Source organism: Mesorhizobium sp. WSM4906 (genome assembly GCF_029674625.1).
Lineage (GTDB): Bacteria > Pseudomonadota > Alphaproteobacteria > Rhizobiales > Rhizobiaceae > Mesorhizobium.
The window spans coordinates 4,652,193-4,667,311 of the sequence record NZ_CP121355.1 but is presented as its reverse complement, the minus strand read 5'-3'; the positions used below and the strand labels follow the sequence as shown (position 1 = coordinate 4,667,311).

The 15,119-nt window shown below is 63.6% G+C and carries 22 protein-coding genes; 14 read left to right on the top strand and 8 right to left on the bottom strand.

Annotated features, from left to right (window positions below; translation table 11 throughout):
- The first annotated feature begins 124 nt into the window (after positions 1-124).
- The 4 genes from QAZ22_RS22460 (at position 125) to QAZ22_RS22445 (ending at position 3,599) form a co-directional block, all read left to right on the top strand.
- Positions 125-658, top strand: coding sequence for a phage major tail tube protein (locus QAZ22_RS22460; RefSeq protein ID WP_278202884.1), 534 nt, complete (start codon positions 125-127; stop codon positions 656-658).
- Positions 659-686: 28 nt separating this feature from the next.
- On the top strand, positions 687-1,124 hold the full coding sequence (locus tag QAZ22_RS22455) for a hypothetical protein (protein ID WP_278202883.1): 438 nt from the start codon (positions 687-689) through the stop codon (positions 1,122-1,124).
- A complete protein-coding gene (locus QAZ22_RS22450; RefSeq protein WP_278202882.1) occupies positions 1,124-3,076 on the top strand; it encodes a phage tail tape measure protein in 1,953 nt (650 codons plus the stop codon). The genes QAZ22_RS22455 and QAZ22_RS22450 overlap by 1 nt, the downstream gene beginning before the upstream one ends.
- 103 nt (positions 3,077-3,179) lie before the next feature.
- Positions 3,180-3,599, top strand: coding sequence for a phage tail protein (locus QAZ22_RS22445; protein WP_278202881.1), 420 nt, complete (start codon positions 3,180-3,182; stop codon positions 3,597-3,599).
- On the opposite strand, the gene QAZ22_RS22440 is transcribed toward QAZ22_RS22445, so the two are convergent.
- The gene (locus QAZ22_RS22440; protein ID WP_278202880.1) at positions 3,592-3,990 is read right to left on the bottom strand and encodes a hypothetical protein; all 399 of its coding nucleotides are present in this window, start codon (positions 3,988-3,990) and stop codon (positions 3,592-3,594) included. The two genes, QAZ22_RS22445 and QAZ22_RS22440, sit on opposite strands and share 8 nt — an antisense overlap.
- A 15-nt stretch (positions 3,991-4,005) precedes the next feature.
- On the opposite strand from QAZ22_RS22440, the gene QAZ22_RS22435 reads away from it, so the two are divergent.
- The 5 genes from QAZ22_RS22435 (at position 4,006) to QAZ22_RS22415 (ending at position 7,283) form a co-directional block, all read left to right on the top strand.
- A complete protein-coding gene (locus tag QAZ22_RS22435; protein ID WP_278202879.1) occupies positions 4,006-4,236 on the top strand; it encodes a tail protein X in 231 nt (76 codons plus the stop codon).
- On the top strand, positions 4,233-5,249 hold the full coding sequence (locus tag QAZ22_RS22430; protein ID WP_278202878.1) for a contractile injection system protein, VgrG/Pvc8 family: 1,017 nt from the start codon (positions 4,233-4,235) through the stop codon (positions 5,247-5,249). The genes QAZ22_RS22435 and QAZ22_RS22430 overlap by 4 nt, the downstream gene beginning before the upstream one ends.
- A 250-nt stretch (positions 5,250-5,499) precedes the next feature.
- Entirely contained in the window at positions 5,500-6,345 is an 846-nt protein-coding gene (locus tag QAZ22_RS22425; protein ID WP_278202877.1) for a glycoside hydrolase family 108 protein, read from the top strand.
- Between the two features lie 106 nt (positions 6,346-6,451).
- Positions 6,452-6,745 carry a hypothetical protein gene (locus QAZ22_RS22420; protein ID WP_278202875.1) on the top strand — a complete coding sequence of 98 codons (294 nt, stop codon included), beginning with the start codon at positions 6,452-6,454 and terminating at the stop codon, positions 6,743-6,745.
- Between the two features lie 172 nt (positions 6,746-6,917).
- Complete coding sequence (locus tag QAZ22_RS22415) at positions 6,918-7,283, top strand: hypothetical protein (RefSeq protein ID WP_278202874.1); 366 nt, start codon at positions 6,918-6,920, stop codon at positions 7,281-7,283.
- Positions 7,284-7,422: 139 nt separating this feature from the next.
- Here QAZ22_RS22415 and QAZ22_RS22410 read toward each other — a convergent pair whose 3' ends face one another.
- From QAZ22_RS22410 to QAZ22_RS22400, 3 genes are all read right to left on the bottom strand, one after another.
- Positions 7,423-7,926, bottom strand: coding sequence for a hypothetical protein (locus tag QAZ22_RS22410; RefSeq protein WP_278202873.1), 504 nt, complete (start codon positions 7,924-7,926; stop codon positions 7,423-7,425).
- Positions 7,913-8,209 (bottom strand): helix-turn-helix transcriptional regulator, encoded by a 297-nt coding sequence (locus QAZ22_RS22405; protein WP_278202872.1) that lies wholly within the window; start codon positions 8,207-8,209, stop codon positions 7,913-7,915. Before QAZ22_RS22405 ends, QAZ22_RS22410 begins: the two co-directional genes overlap by 14 nt.
- 81 nt (positions 8,210-8,290) lie before the next feature.
- On the bottom strand, positions 8,291-8,473 hold the full coding sequence (locus QAZ22_RS22400; protein ID WP_278202871.1) for a hypothetical protein: 183 nt from the start codon (positions 8,471-8,473) through the stop codon (positions 8,291-8,293).
- Between the two features lie 81 nt (positions 8,474-8,554).
- Here QAZ22_RS22400 and QAZ22_RS22395 point away from each other — a divergent pair, with 81 nt between their 5' ends.
- Positions 8,555-9,430, top strand: coding sequence for an ATP-dependent DNA ligase (locus QAZ22_RS22395; RefSeq protein ID WP_278202870.1), 876 nt, complete (start codon positions 8,555-8,557; stop codon positions 9,428-9,430).
- On the opposite strand, the gene QAZ22_RS22390 is transcribed toward QAZ22_RS22395, so the two are convergent.
- From QAZ22_RS22390 to QAZ22_RS22380, 3 genes are all read right to left on the bottom strand, one after another.
- The gene (locus QAZ22_RS22390) at positions 9,427-9,972 is read right to left on the bottom strand and encodes a hypothetical protein (protein ID WP_278202869.1); all 546 of its coding nucleotides are present in this window, start codon (positions 9,970-9,972) and stop codon (positions 9,427-9,429) included. The two genes, QAZ22_RS22395 and QAZ22_RS22390, sit on opposite strands and share 4 nt — an antisense overlap.
- A gap of 84 nt (positions 9,973-10,056) precedes the next feature.
- Positions 10,057-10,236 (bottom strand): hypothetical protein, encoded by a 180-nt coding sequence (locus tag QAZ22_RS22385; protein WP_278202868.1) that lies wholly within the window; start codon positions 10,234-10,236, stop codon positions 10,057-10,059.
- A complete protein-coding gene (locus QAZ22_RS22380) occupies positions 10,226-10,450 on the bottom strand; it encodes a hypothetical protein (RefSeq protein WP_278202867.1) in 225 nt (74 codons plus the stop codon). Before QAZ22_RS22380 ends, QAZ22_RS22385 begins: the two co-directional genes overlap by 11 nt.
- A gap of 76 nt (positions 10,451-10,526) precedes the next feature.
- On the opposite strand from QAZ22_RS22380, the gene QAZ22_RS22375 reads away from it, so the two are divergent.
- Positions 10,527-10,844 carry a hypothetical protein gene (locus QAZ22_RS22375; RefSeq protein ID WP_278202866.1) on the top strand — a complete coding sequence of 106 codons (318 nt, stop codon included), beginning with the start codon at positions 10,527-10,529 and terminating at the stop codon, positions 10,842-10,844.
- A complete protein-coding gene (locus QAZ22_RS22370) occupies positions 10,841-11,062 on the top strand; it encodes a hypothetical protein (RefSeq protein WP_278202864.1) in 222 nt (73 codons plus the stop codon). The genes QAZ22_RS22375 and QAZ22_RS22370 overlap by 4 nt, the downstream gene beginning before the upstream one ends.
- A 321-nt stretch (positions 11,063-11,383) precedes the next feature.
- On the opposite strand, the gene QAZ22_RS22365 is transcribed toward QAZ22_RS22370, so the two are convergent.
- Positions 11,384-12,316 carry a YbhN family protein gene (locus QAZ22_RS22365; RefSeq protein ID WP_278202863.1) on the bottom strand — a complete coding sequence of 311 codons (933 nt, stop codon included), beginning with the start codon at positions 12,314-12,316 and terminating at the stop codon, positions 11,384-11,386.
- A gap of 254 nt (positions 12,317-12,570) precedes the next feature.
- Between QAZ22_RS22365 and QAZ22_RS22360 the strand changes: the two genes are divergently transcribed.
- Both QAZ22_RS22360 and QAZ22_RS22355 read left to right on the top strand, forming a co-directional pair.
- Positions 12,571-13,917, top strand: a complete 1,347-nt coding sequence (locus tag QAZ22_RS22360; protein ID WP_278207908.1) for a Ppx/GppA phosphatase family protein — start codon at positions 12,571-12,573, stop codon at positions 13,915-13,917.
- A gap of 337 nt (positions 13,918-14,254) precedes the next feature.
- A complete protein-coding gene (locus QAZ22_RS22355; RefSeq protein WP_278202862.1) occupies positions 14,255-14,968 on the top strand; it encodes an RlmE family RNA methyltransferase in 714 nt (237 codons plus the stop codon).
- Positions 14,969-15,119 lie beyond the last annotated feature (151 nt).

The following is a 15,119-nucleotide window of genomic DNA, read 5'->3' as shown; positions in this document are numbered from 1 at the left end:
CCCTCACCAAGATCGCCCAACCCTCGGCTTCGCCTCAGCGGGGCGAACTATCCTCTCCCACAAGGGGCGAGGAAGTGACCGCGCTTCACCTTCTCCCACAAGCCCTCAAAGAAGGACCATTCCCATGGCCGAAAAACTGCTGCTGCTCGAACAGGTCAACCTCTTCGTCGGCGACCATGACCCGGAAGATTCGAACCACATCAAGCTCCAGTCGCTCGGTCTGCCGACGCTGGAGCAGGTGACCGTCGCGCATCTCGGCGGCGGCGCGCCGGGCGAGGTCGAGTTCGGCATGAACGCCATCAAGGCCCTGCAGCCGACCTTCAAGCTCGCCGGCTTCGCCAAATCGACCTATCGCGCCATGGGCGTCGGCACCAACCAGCCGCTGAACTTCACCGGCTACGGCGTCTTGAAGAACAAGCAGACCGGCGACGCCTTCCAGGCCAAGACCGTCATCCGCGGCATCGTCAGCCGTGTCGCGCCCGACGCCTTCGACCGCGCCTCGGCCTTCGGCCACGACCACCAGATCGGCGAGGTCACCCACTACGAGCTCTCGGTCGGCAACGAGGAATGGTTCTACTGGGACTATTTCACCATCCGCCGCCGCCAGTTCGGCGTCGACGAGCTGGCCAAGGCCCGCGTGCTGCTCGGGATCGAGTGAGTAGTCAGTGTGAATGGTGAATGGTGAAATGGTCGACAAGAACGCGATCGAGCAATTCATGACCGGCGCTGACGAGACTCCAGCGCCGGAGCTGCCAATCTCCCCCCTTGTGGGGGAGATGTCCGGCAGGACAGAGGGGGGCGCTGTCCCGCCAGCATCTCCAACCGACGCCGAAACCGTCGAGGCCGAGATCGATGAAGCGGACTGCCGCGTCCACCGGCTGCGCACGCCGCTGCGGCGCAGTGGCGAGCGCATCGACCGCATCAGGCTCTGCCCTGTCGGCCTCGGCGACATCGACGACTGGTCGGCGGGGACTTTGAGCAATCGCGACCTGCTTGTCCGCATGGCCGGCGTCTCGGCCGCGACCTTGAAGGCATTGCGCTGGGACGACGCGGAAGCGGTCATGTCGCTGTTTCAGCAGATGGTGCCGGAGTTCGTGCTTGCCGCCCCGAAGGATGATGCCTGATGGCACGCATGTCCGCCGAACTGGTCGTCTCGCTGCTCGACCGCGTGTCGGGTCCGGCGGCCAAGGCCCGCACCAGCCTGACCGCGCTGCAGCGGGCCGAGCGCGCCGTCTACCTGGCGCGCAACAACACGCGGCTGACGCGCACGCAGGTCGCCGAGGAGCGCCTGCTCGCCGCCCAGGATGCCGAGCGCCAGAGGCGGCTCGCGCAATGGGCGACCTTCGGCAAGGTGGCCGGCGTCGCGACGGCTGCCGCCGGCTATGTCGCTGTCCGCACCGCGCGGGATTACGCGCAGCTCGAGCGCACCATCGGCCGCATCATCATCAACGCCGACAAGCCGGCGACGGCGATCCGGCCGACGATCGCGGTGCTGCAGGAGCTTGCCGACAAGTCGAAGATGCCGTTCGACAACGTGGTGCAGGGCCTCGAGACGCTGATCGCCTCCGGCCGGTCGCTGGAGGAGGGGCTTGCCTTCCTGCCGTCGGTCGCGCGCACCGCGCAGGCCTCGGGCGCCGAGATGTCCGACATCGCGCTGACCGCCGACGCGCTCGCCAACTCGCTCGGCATCACCGCCGACAAGATGCAGGAGGCCTTCGACATCCTCGCCTTCGAGGGCAAGGCCGGCAAGTTCGAACTGAAGGACATGGCGGCGGAGCTGCCGGCAATCGCGCCGGCCTTCGCCGCGCTCGGCTACAAGGGCACCGAAGGCCTGAAGCGGCTCGCGGCCATGCTGGAGATCGTGCGCAACCAGACGGGATCCTCGTCGGAGGCCGCGACCAACTTCTCCAACATCCTGCAGAAGGCCTATGGCAACGAGGTCGCCAAGAACTTCAAGAAGTACAATATCGACATCCGCAAGGAGCTGGACCGGACGCGCAAGGAGGGCGGCGACGTCATCGAGACGCTGGTCGAGCAGACCAACAAGGCGCTCAAGGGCGACCTGTCGAAGCTGCCGCTGATCTTCACCGACATCCAGATGCAGCAAGGCATGCGCGCGCTGCTGACGCAGATGCCGGAGCTGAAGAAGCACCTCGACGCGCTGGGCGCCGCCTCCGGCACCGTGGCCAAGGACTTCGCCCAGATCACCGGCGATTCCGAAGGCAACTGGCAACAGTTGATCAACAACATCCAGAAGACGGCCACCGCGCTTGGCGACCTGTCCGGCAGGGCGCTCAATCCCGCGCTGGAGAAGGTGAACAGCCGGCTGTCCGACATGATGGCCCTCGACAAGGGCTACGAGGCCTTGCGCGCCAGCGGCCGCGACCCGCTGGACTTCGCCGCCGAATTCAAGCAGCGCTATAACAAGCAGCATCCCGAACTCGGCATGTTCGACCGCTTCACCGGCGCCTCGGCCGAGAAGGCTTTTCGCGACGCGCTGACGCAGCTCGGGCGCGGCGAGATCAAGAGCGTTTTCGACGCGCTGCAGACGAAGATCCTCGAGGATCGGCAGACGCGCGAGCCCAACGCCGGCATGCCGCCGGCGGCCACGCCCGTGCCGACGTCGCGCCCCAAGAGCTGGGCGGAGATGACGCCTGCCGAGCGCCAGTTTCAGGTTTACGCGCAAGGCGGGCACGCGCCGGCCAGGGGCGGCCAGGCCTACGTACCGCCGGCTCCCGGCAATCCTGGCATTGGCTCGAATGTCGCCGGCTTCGACGCCGACGAATTCGAGCGCCGTCTGCAGTCGGGCGGGGCTGATGCCGGTTCGAAGATCGCCGAAGGCGGCACCCAGGCCGGCCAGAACGCCGCGCAGACCTTCACGTCCGGCGTCGCCGGGGCCGGGTCGTCGTTCGGCAGGAGCGCCGCCGCCGCCTTCATCGCCGGCGTCAGCGGCTTCCTCTCTTCAGCTAAGGCCGATCTGATGCGTCCTGTCGGCTCGCTCGGCGGCAAGACGACAGGCCAGCAGGTGCAGTCCGAGACGCGCGGTCAGGCGATCGACTTCGGAGGGCCGCGATGAACCGGGCGAAGCCCGCAAGGCCGACCGGCCGTCGCGCCTCGTGGCGCGCCCATCCGGAGCCGCAGGCCGCGTAGCGGCCGGTGCGTGGCGTGAGGTAGAAAGAATGCTTATGAAGATCGGCCTGGTCGAATGCGACCTCTCTTTCAACATCGACACGCATTCGCGCGAGACCACGCACGACTATGCCGAAAAGCCGGTGGTCGGCGCGCAGCCGCCGCTCGAGGATGTCGGCATCGGATCGGAGACCCTTACCGTCTCCGGCCGCCTGATCCCGACCAAGCTCGGCGGGCTGGGCACGCTCAACATCCTGCGCGGCGCTCAATCCGCCGGCACGCCGCAGCTTGTCACCCGCGGCGACGGGAGTGTCTTCGGCTTCTATGTCGTCCAGTCGGTGAACGACGAGCACACTTTCCTCGACCGCGACGGCGTCGGCCAGGTTGTCGACATCACCATCAAGATGCAGAAATCGGCGGCGCCGGCGCCGGCCGATTTCTTCGCCTCGCTGTTCTCGATGATCAGCTAGCCGAGCGGGCGGTCGGCTCTCGGGAGTTTAGTTGGCCCCTGGCCGCCTGAGCGACCTCTATCAAATGGTCTATGTCTTCCGGCCGCATGGGAAAGAAATAGGCATCGCCGGCGGTATGGAAGCTCATCCGGCATGTCTGATTGCCATCGTCGGACAGATACACTTTGAACGTGATCGTGAAGTTCCGGCCTTTGAAGTCGGACCTCTTCACGAGTCTTGCCGACCAGAAGCGGCGCCAGGCCAATCCAATTGATTGCAGCGATATCGTAATCACGAGTTCGTCCCGAATTAGTCCCGATTCAAGAGAGTAAACACGTCTATCGTACGGCAGCCAGCGAATTGACTCGGAACCCTGATCCGGCAGTTCGCGCGGCCTTCTGCACATCAGCATCAGGACTTTTCCATCATGACTGAAACTGTCACCGTCAAGTCGGAAGGCATGACGCTGTCCGCCCTGCTGGCGCGGCATTATCGCAAGGTGTTTTCCGGCATGGTGGCGAAGACCTTCGCGCTCAACCAGGACCTCGCCTGGTCGGGTCCGCATCTGCCCGTGGGGCGCGTCGTCACCGTGATGACGCTGGCCGAAATGGCGGCAGAAGGCGCGGCCGCAAAGCCCGTAATTGACCTCTTCTCATGAGGAAGGGCCATTTCCGAGTCGTTGTTGGCGGGCAGGACGTCACCTCCCGCTTCCTGCCGCTGCTGATCTCGCTGACGATCACCAAGTCGAGCACCGAGGCGACGCAATCGGCCTCCTTCACGCTCGATGACAAGGACGCCACGGTGCGGTTTCCGAAGACCGGCACGCCCGTGTCGATCGAGCTCGGCTGGGAAGGCGGCGCGATGCGCACCTTCGAGGGCGAGGTCGACACCTGCGATTGGTCGACTGACAGAGGATCCGGCAGCATCCTTTCCATCACCGCCCGCTCGGCCAGCCTGAAGGGCAAGGTCAAGCAACCGGTCGACCGGCACTGGGAAAAGAAGACGCTCGGCCAGGTCCTCGAGGATGCCGCGGCCGACGCGGGCTTGTCGATCAAGGTGCATCCGTCGCTGGCCAGCCGGCAACTGGACTATGAGGCGCAGGACAACGAGAGCTTCCTCGCCTTCGCCGACCGGCTCGCGCGCGAGCATGGCGCCACCTTCGCCATCAAGGGTACGCAGGCAGGCTTCGTGCCGCGCAACGCCGGCGTATCGGCGACCGGCCAACCGTTGCCGACGATCGTCATCACCCGCGGCATGGTGATTTCGGCGAGCGGCCTGACGCCTGTGACCGACCGGCCGCGCTTCAAGAAGAAGAAGGGCCGCTGGTACGACATCAAGCGGGCGAAGCAGGTCATCGAAGAGGTCGAGACCGGCGACGATGTCGGGCCGGAAGACGTGCTGCGCTTCATGGAGCCGGACGAGACGGCGGCCAAGACCCGCGCCGATTCCGACCGTGTCGACGGCGCGCGCAGCAAGGGCTCCGGCTCGGTGACGATCGAAGGCGAGCCGACCGCCGAGCCGGAAGGCAAGGCGATCATTGAGCTGCGGCCCGGCGTCGACGGCAGCTATACCATCGCGTCCATCGCCGACACGCTCGACCGCGGCAGCGGCTACACCACCCAGATCTCGCTTGGCAACCCGCAAGGCTCGGCCGGGACGGACGGCCGCTAGGGCTCACCCGGATCGCGGCGTGGCCGTGACGGCGCGAACGTGATCGGAAAGGTTCTTGCGCAGCTCGTCGGCGGTCAAAAGCCGCTCGGGATGGGCGCGCGCATTCTCGAGCGTCGGCACGACCTCTTCCCGCAGCAGCGCTCGATGGCCGCCTTGGACGCGGCCTGATCCTCGGCATCGGGTGGATCGGCAAACATCGTCAAAGCCTACAGCAACGCAAGCCCTGCCTCAACCGGCGGAAAGGATATCCATGGCCGTCTCCCGCGAACAGGAATCCCTCGTCCACGTGCTCGCGCACGAGGGCGGCTACAGCAATCACCCCGACGATCCGGGCGGCGCAACGATGAAGGGCGTCACCCAGCGGGTCTACGACGCCTATCGCAGGAGCAAGGGACTGGCGCCCCGGTCGGTGAAGGCCATCACCAGCCAGGAACTCTTCGAAATCTACGACCGCCAGTATTGGGATGCCGTGAAGGGCGACCAGCTGCCCGCCGGCGTCGACTATGTCGTCTTCGACGGCGCGGTGAACTCGGGCCCGAAGCAGTCGATCATCTGGCTGCAGCGCGCGCTTGGGTCCCTCTACGAGGGGCGGGTCGACGGTGTCATGGGACTGGGCACGATCGCGGCCGTGCAGTCCTGCAACGACCATGATGCCCTGATCGACCGGATCTGCGACCTGCGGCTTGCCTTCCTTCGCCACCTGACGACCTGGCCGACCTTTGGCAAGGGCTGGGGCGCCAGAGTCGCGGAGGTCCGCTCGATAGGACAGGCTTGGGCGACCGGTGCCACGCCGCAGGCCGCGAGCTTCGTCGACGGCGGCCAGGCGAAGGCCTTTATCGAGGACGCCAGGACCGCGCCTGCCGTCGCGCCGGCTGACGCGGCAACCGGTGCGGGCGCTGGCGGGCTCGGGGTCTCCGGCTACCTGTATGATCTCCAGAGTCAGCTTTCGCCCTTCTCCTACACGAGCGAGTGGATCGGCAAAGTCGTCGTCATCCTGGCGATCGTCAGCGCACTGCTCGCGATCGGCGGCATCGGCTGGCGCTGGTACGCCAAGCTGAAGGCCAAGCGCTTCGCGGCAGCATTGGGAGCGGTGTGATGGAAAACCTCGCATCCGTCGTCGCCCTGGTCATCGATCGCGCCCTGCGCGTCATCGGCGCGGCGAGCCTGGCGGTCATCGCCGGCTTCCTCGTCTGGTGGCTGCTATGAGCTTGCTCATCACTTTCATCGTCGGGCGGCTTGGCGTCTCGCGTTTGGCGGCCGGCGCGATCGGTTGGGCGGTCATCGCTCTTGTCGCGGCCGGCGCCGCGCTCGGCATCTACGAGTCCATCAAGCACCGCGGCGCCGACGAACTGCGCGCCAAGATCGAAAAGGAGAACCAGCATGCAGTGCAGAAAGGCATTGATGCTCGCATGTCTTTTGACGACTGCATCGACGCTGGCGGCGTGTACGACTTCCGGCGTCAGCGATGCGCCAGCCCTACGCTCGGCCCTCGGTAACAGCCTCGCCGGAGCCCAGGGCAAGACGCTCGCCGATCAGAACAGGATCGACAGGACGCTTGCCGCGGGCTGCGCCATCGGCCTCTACACGCCGGCGGAATGCGACCGCCACACCGAGGCGAGCGCCGCGCGCCGCGCCGAGCTGAAATAGCCGTGTACAAGGGCAGTCCGCATGTCAGATTTCAATTCGAACATCGTGTTCCTGATCGCTGTCATTAGTGCCGTCGGCGGACTGTGGTGGCGCATTGAGGCCGCGATCAAAGCGGCTCGAGACGAGGTCAGAAAGGACGCGCGGGACGCGCATGCCAGGGCTGATGCCGCCATGGCCTCGATCTCGCTCCTGACCGACCAGTTGGCGGCTCACCGACTGCACGTGGCCGAGACCTACATCACCAAGGCGGGACTTAGGGAGTTCCGCGACGAGGTTATGACCGGCGTCCGGGATCTTAAGGGCAGCGTATCAACCCTACATGAGCGGATGGACCGCTTCATCGAAGGTGACAAGATGATCCGGCGACGATCATCCGCCGGATCGTAACAAGGAAGCCCGCTGGCTTCCGCCGGCGGGCCTTTCATTTCAAGTCTGACCGTCACTCTGGGCGTCGAGTTCGACTGGATCGCGATAGCCTCATTCCAGACGTGCCGATCGAGCGTCCTCGTCGTTAATGGGCACCCGCTCAACCCAGCCTCAACAGCTTGATGGCTCCCACAATCAGACCGCCCACGGGGACCACCAGCTGTGTGACCAAATATCGAACGTTTTGTACCCACCAGGCCAACTTGGCCCGGCGCAGTCCGTACTTAGGCACCCAACTGAGCTGAAACGTCTCCTCCATGTTGGTGATGAAGTCTGATGTCGACTTGGTTGCCGGCAACAGCAAACTCAGCAGGAACGACGACGGTGGCGCCGGAGGAGACGCATCGCTTTCGACCGTTGCCAGCCGCTTATGTTCATCGACTGACACAACGATAAGGTTTTCAACGTCCCTGAGCAGCCCGTCCTTGAGGCGAATGTGCTCGACATCGACCATACGGCTCCAATCGGGCGTGAGCGTCGCGCGCATGTTGCTGTGTATGAGGAAGCGCGCTTCTACCCGCTTGATGCCGAAGCGTCCTGTTTCGGCCTTGAAACCTAGAGGACGCTGATTCGAACTGCCGCCTGATTTTTTACGCGAGGGCAATGTCGTATCCTCCAAGATCAGCGGCGGCCTTAGTGGATTCGATCACGGCCAATCTGCCTTCGCCAGTGATCGTGAAGAGGCGTTTGCTGCGCGGATCGTTTTCATCCACCCGCTCTGAGATCAGGCCCTTGCTGGCCATGCGATCAAGCGAAGTGTAAAGGGCTGCAAAAGCAGGAGGCTTAGGGTGGCTGTCCTCAAGGGTGCGATATACTTTCGCGGCGTGAGCGTCAGGTCCCGCCCTGATGAGCGCCAGAAGAACCAACTCTTCGAATTTGCCGATCATTGTCCGCGCCTTGTTGCGTTAGCTTGTCGGTTATGTATGCGTTGTATACCCCGTTTTCAAGGGACAGGTTCGGCGTTGTCGTCAGCTGTCCTGCTCCAATGGTTTGTGATCGGGCCGCTCATGCCAGATGACTTGGCGCAGATCGCGCCTGTCGACCGACTGCCCACAGGTGCGGCAGACGTAGAAATGCTCGACTTCATTTGTCTGCTCTCCGCCATGACGTGTGCCCTTAATCGGGGGGCCGAGGTCCGAAAGCTTCGTCATAACCTCTCCTACATACAATTTTGCTAAAATGCCCGGAACCGTATGGCCTCGCGCGGCTTGAATCGCGGTTGGGGTATGTGCATGCGTAACGCCAGAGAGCGTTTGAAGTTCATCCGGCCATTGGAGCCGACGCTGGTTGAGAAGCCTCCCGAGGGAGACGGGTGGATTCACGAGGTGAAGTTCGACGGTTATCGCTCGCAAATCATCATCGATGACGGCGTGCGCATCTTCACCCGGCGAGGCCTCGATTGGACGACCAAGTATCGCGATCTCGCGAAGGCCGCCGGAGAGTTACAGGCGGACACGGCCATCATCGATGGCGAGATCATCGTTTTGAACGACGCCGGCATTTCGGATTTCGGCGAGCTGCGCAGGGCAATCACGCGCAGGCAGCACGACCTCTATTTCGTCGCCTTCGATTTGCTGCACCTGAATGGGCATGACCTCCGCGACATGCCGCTGATCGACAGGCGCGAGATCCTGGAGGCGATGATCCCGGCCGGGAAGCGCATCCAATTCAGCCAGGAGCTGCCGGGTGACGCCAAGTCGATCTTTCATCTTATCGAGCAGGCCGGCCTCGAGGGCGTGGTGTCGAAACGCAAGGACAGCGTCTATCGGAGCGGGCCGTCGACCAATTGGCTGAAGGCGAAGTGCTACGTCATCGATGAGTACGAGCTGCTTGGCGTCGAGCGCGAGGCTGGCAAGCCGGCTTTTGCCTTGATGGCCGAGCGAGGCACCGGCCGCTATGTTGGATCGGCCTTTATCACCTTGAACCGAGAAATGCGCGAGCGGCTTTGGCAGCGTGTCCAGGAGCACGCCGGACCGGCGCCGAGGGGCATGAAGCGGCCGGCGACGCAATGGTTGAAGCCGGGCTTGATCGGTCGCGTGAAGCATCTACGCGGCGAAGACGATCTGCGGCATGCGTCGCTGCAGGATTTTCTAGATAGAGATGATTAGTCCTTTGTAACGCCAATCCCAACGGCGTGACCTTTAATTTTGAAGGTCATTCTGGTATCTTGCCATTCTGTGACCTGATCGTCGCAAACAATCCTCAGGTAAACGTGGTAGAAGTCATCAGGAAGAACGGCGTTATAATCAAAAGAAAATAGTTTTGCGCTACCATCGGACATATCAATAGAAAACTCTGCTGAGGAAACCGACAATTGAGAGAAGCTGTTAGGTTCGCCGAACTCGGCACGGCAATTCCTAGCGGGAGTCGAGCCAATTTTCGTGACAACAGCTCGCATAGTAAAGCTGACTGCCGTCCCCGCGTTCGTTGCGTGATCGTCCTTGTTTGCCGAAAGATCGAATGTTGATTCTGTTATTTCAAAATCGCGCAGCTCAATTTTGCTCGGTTTACTTGGGGACCAAAAATCAAATTTCTCGACTATTTCTGAAATATTTTTCAAATTCCCAGCCACACTCGCGACACTTGCGAGTGCGGCTCCAAAAACTGCCCAAGCAGCTCCCCATCGCCAACCGCGCTTGGCGCGCATCATCTACCGCCGCCTCCAATCCCGATTGCATACTAACGGGATTTCAGCTTCCTGTCAGTGGCGTTGAGATATGGGATCGAGGCATTCCTAGAGATAGCGTTCGCCGTCGCTGCGGTGCTCGAAACAAAACCAATGCGGCGGCCGTTTCGGTCGGGCAAATCCCCAGCCGGCATCCTTGCCGCATCCGGCATGCTCGCACACATGCCCAAGCGGACCTCGTTCGCGGCTCGGCGGCTGTTCGCCTAAACGGCCGGGTTCATCGCTCATTTGCCGGATCCTGTTCGAAGTACTCGAGGATGATCACATAACCAGCTTCGACCGGCATGCGCGGATCATACGTGGCGTCACGCATGATCACATCGTGCTCCGGCTGCCAGATGACATTAACGACGCGGCCGCCGTTCTCTGCAGCTTCGTTGAGCTTCATATGCAGCACCGTTGGATTGTTCGGGCACGTCTCGACAGCATATCGCAGCGGCATGCGACATCTCCTCCTGCTCGGAAAAGATTCCACAAACCGGCTTGACGGGCAAGGAATTTGTTCTCATTTCGTTCTCATGCCGGAGACCTATCACCCGAAGCGACGCGATTACCCGCTGTCCGCACTCAACGACACCATGCGCCTGGTGCGCATCCGGTGCCGCTACTGCAAGCGCCAGCACTGCTATCGCCCGGCCGACCTGATCCAGATTTTCGGTGACGTCGATGTCGACTCGCTCATGGATCGGATGACATGTGAGAACGGCCGCGACCATGGGCGGCTCGACGTCGAGGCGTTCGCGCCCGCCGGCCGGGAAGCCGTGGGCCTGCGCATCCGTCGCCTTGTGGGGATCAAGATCAACCGCGTGCCGGTGTGGAAGGATGATCCTGCATGAATCGCATTAACGAAGCTTTGGATAAGCTGCTGGCCGCCAATTCCGGTCCTGTCTCGATTGTAGCCGGCGTGGCCGCGCTACGCGCCACCGGCGTAGGCGGGCCCGACGAGGACCTGCAGTCCATCGTTGGCACCTTCGCGGCCGAGCGGGGCAGGGCAATCAGCTTCGACCGCTGGGTAGATCTAGGCAGGCCGCTACCTGAACAGAGCTGTTATTGAGGGCTGGTCTTGAGACGGCGCAACCAAGCGAAAGATAGCCGCAAAAGTTAGACACTTCCAGGCCTAACTGCTTGATATCTGATTGACTGTTAGACAGAGGAGCTGATGCTAAGCTATTGCAATCTAAAGGATAACCGAGGAGTCAGAGTCCGCTGGTCTACCGTTAACCTATTCCCCAGCAGGCGCGATCGGTAACGCGCGAAGCGGGCGGCTCAAGCGCCGCGAGCGCTGCCTTGTAGCCGCCGCCCGAAAATAGTCAACCCCGCGCCGCAGTTCAACCGCAGCCTTTTTCTCCTTCGGCCGCGGAACGCTTGGGCAGGCTCAGCGGTCGCCGCGGCTGTATTGCGAATGCTCGAAGAACAGCACCACGCCGAGCCCGATGAGCAGCGGGACGATCAGGTAGAACAGGCGGAACACCAGGAGTGCCGCCAGCACGCCGACCGGATCCATGTCCGAAAAGCCGGTGAGGAAGACGACCTCGAACACGCCGAGGGCGCCCGGCGCATGCGACAGCAACCCCACCGAGAAGGACACCATGAACACGCCGAGCACGACGAAATAGCCGGGATTGCCGGCCGCCGGCAGGGCAAAGTAGATGATCGCCGCGGCCGCCAGCAGCTCGACCGGGCCGACAAGCAACTGCCGCGCCACGATCGGCAGCGCCGGATAATGCAGCTGGAAGCCGCCGATCTTGAGCGGCCTCAGATGCAGCCAGCTGCCGAAGACATAAGCGCCGACCAGGATCAGCATGGCGAGGCCCGCGGCTATCGCCGGTCCGTGATGCGGCGCGCCGGAGAAGCGATCGACGATCTGTGGCTCCAGCACCAGCACGAGGCCCCCGACGAGCAGGCTGGAGAGCACGAAGGTGATCCAGCAGATCGCCACCAGCACGCCGACGTCCTGGCCGGTCAGGCCCCTGGTGCCGTAGGCGCGGTAGCGGATCACGGCGCCCGAGATCACCGAGCCGCCGATGTTGTGCGACAGCGCATAGGTGGTGAAGGAGCAAAGCGTGACGAACAGCCACGATACCTTTTTGCCGATATGGAGCAGGGCGATGTGGTCGTAGCCGGCGAGCGAGGCATAGGCGACGATCGAGCTCAGCGCCGCCAATATCCAGCCGCGCGGCGGAATGGCGGCGATGCCGTCCCAGACGTCGTCGATCGAGATGCCGCGCAGCTCATGCCAGAGCAGGAGCAGCGAGAAGATGACCGCTCCTATGCCGATGACCGGCCAGAAATAACGCCTCCAGTTCATGGCGAGATCGTCATTCGTTGCAGCTCATGGATTGCTTGTCGCCCGGCCTCTGTCCCTCGTTTTGAGACATGCCCGATCGAAGCCGGCTATTCAACTGCGAAGCACCGTCCCCTTGCGGGAGACGGGTGGCGGCAAAAATCGGACCATGCGCTCTTGGTGATTGTCAAACGCGCTGCTAGTCTGGCGTCAACTTGAAACAGATCGAGGTGCCTGCTGCGTCCTTTCCGGTTCGCGCGGCGCCGGAAGGAACGGAAGTGGAAGACCACGACACCGGCGCCGGCGCGTCGGAAGTGGGCATGTCTGGGGCGTCGCCGGTGGAGCAGGCGAGCCCGCCCGCGGCGCGGTTCAGCCGTCATGCGGGCGCGCATGCCAGACATGCCGACCAACGACATGCCGACCATCAAGGCGAGAACCAGAAGGGCAAGACGCGCAAGCGCCGCAAGCGCAGGCGCGGCCGTAAGGTTTTCGTGCGCGACGAAAACGGCGCCGTACCGCCATCGGCGGCTGCCGGCGCTCCCGCCAGCCATGCGCCTCAGCCCGTTGTGGCAACGTCACAGCCGCGGCCGCCGGTTTCGAATGTGCCGCGCCCGCCGCTGCAGGAACTGCCGGTGTTTGCCGCGCTCGATCTCGGCACCAACAACTGTAGGCTGCTGGTGGCGGTGCCCGGCCGCCATGGCCAGTTCCGCGTCATCGATGCCTTCTCGCGCATCGTCAGGCTGGGCGAGGGGCTTTCCGCCAGCGGCCGGCTCGGCCAGGCCGCCATGGACCGCGCCGTCGAGGCGCTCAAGATCTGCGGCGACAAGCTGCGCAACCGCAGGATCAGGAAGGCGAGGCTGATCGCCACCGAGGCCTGCCGCTCCGCCGCAAACGGCGTCGAGTTCCTCGACCGCGTCGAACGCGAGGCGGGGCTCAAGCTGGAGATCATCGACCGCCAGACCGAGGCCCGCCTGGCCGTCTCCGGCTGCGGCTCGCTGGTCGAGCGCGACACACGCGGCGTGGTGCTGTTCGATATCGGCGGCGGCTCGTCCGAGATCGCCCTGATCGACCTCAGCCGAGGCCAGCGCTCGCCGCGGCTCGCCAACCACATCGTCTCCTGGACGTCGCTTCCCGTGGGCGTCGTCTCGCTTGCCGAGCGTTTCGGTGGCCGCACGGTGACGCGCGAGACCTTCACCGCGATGGTCGACGACGTCGCGGTGCGGCTCAAGGCTTTCGACGGGCGCGACCGGCTGGCGCATGTGCTGGCCAGTCCCCAGTTCCATCTGCTTGGCACCTCTGGCACGGTGACGACGTTGGCTGGCGTCCATCTCGATCTCGAGCGCTACGACCGCCGCCGCGTCGACGGGCTGTGGATGGACCGCCAGAGCGTCGACCGCATGGTGGAAAAGCTGATCGGCTGGGATTTCCAGCAGCGCGTCGCCAATCCCTGCATCGGCGCCGATCGCGCCGACCTCGTGCTTGCCGGCTGCGCCATCCTGGAAGCGATCCGCGGTGTCTGGCCGTCCGAGCGGCTGCGCGTCGCCGATCGCGGCCTGCGCGAAGGCATATTGAGCGAGCTGATGGCCGATGACGGCGTCTGGCGCAACGATGGGCGCCGCGCATGATCCCAAAAAGTGGCTGCGTTGTTTTGATGAGCAGTCGACCCCCACTCCCTCGAGCTTCGCTAGGCACCTCTCCCCAGATCGACGGGGGAAAGGAAAGGCGCGAGCTTGTGTCGCCTGGCACCCTTCCTCTCCCTCCGGAGGGGCGAGAGGTGGCGCCGCGAAGCGGCGACGGAGTGGGGCAAGCCCTCCGTGAAACGCGAAGCCGCCGCGAAATCGGCACGACGAAGCGCGCGAGAAAAAGCGGACCGGAAATCCTGACCCTGAATTTCAGGACCGGGCCAGCGAAAAGTGGCGATCGGTTTTCGCATGAGATCATGCTCGGGCAAGAAATCAGGCAATGACAAAGAAACCTGAAAAGCCGGGCTCGGCCGGCATGCGCGTGCTGAAGACGAGGATCAAGAAGAAGAGCGGCCTGAAGGAGTCCTCGCGCCGCTGGCTCGAGCGCCACATGAACGATCCCTATGTGCAGCGCTCCAAGGCCGACGGCTATCGCTCCCGCGCCGCCTACAAGCTGACCGAGATCGACGACAAGCATCATCTTCTGAAGCCTGGCATGAAGGTGATCGACCTGGGCGCCGCTCCCGGCGGCTGGTGCCAGGTGGCGGCGGCGCGGACGAAGTCGACGGCGGAAAATCCGCATGTCGTCGGCATCGATTATCTCGAGATGGATGCGGTGCCGGGCGCCGTCATCCTGCAGATGGATTTCCTCGATCCGGAAGCGCCGCAAAAGCTGTCCGAGGCGCTCGGCGGCCGGCCCGATGTCGTGCTGTCCGACATGGCGGCTCCCACCACCGGACACCGCCGCACGGACCATCTGCGCACCATGCACCTATGCGAAGTGGCGGCCGATTTCGCGCTCCAGGTTTTGAAGCCCGGCGGGCACTTTCTCGCCAAGACCTTTCAGGGCGGTGCGGAGAACGAGCTCTTGTCGCGGCTGAAGCAGAATTTCCGCTCGGTCCACCACGTCAAGCCGCCGGCTTCGCGCGATGAATCGGTGGAGCTTTATCTGCTGGCGAAGGAGTTCAAGGGCTCTGGCACTTCGTCATCCTAGGGCGGAGCAAGGAGCGAAGCGACGCGCGCAGACCCTAGGATCCATGCCGTTACCTTTGCCGACCAACGCTTGCGTCGCAGAAAAAGCCCGACTTTTGCCGCCGTTCAAACCGCAGATTCTGCGCCGTAGAAATGCTGAAATGTCACGGCAT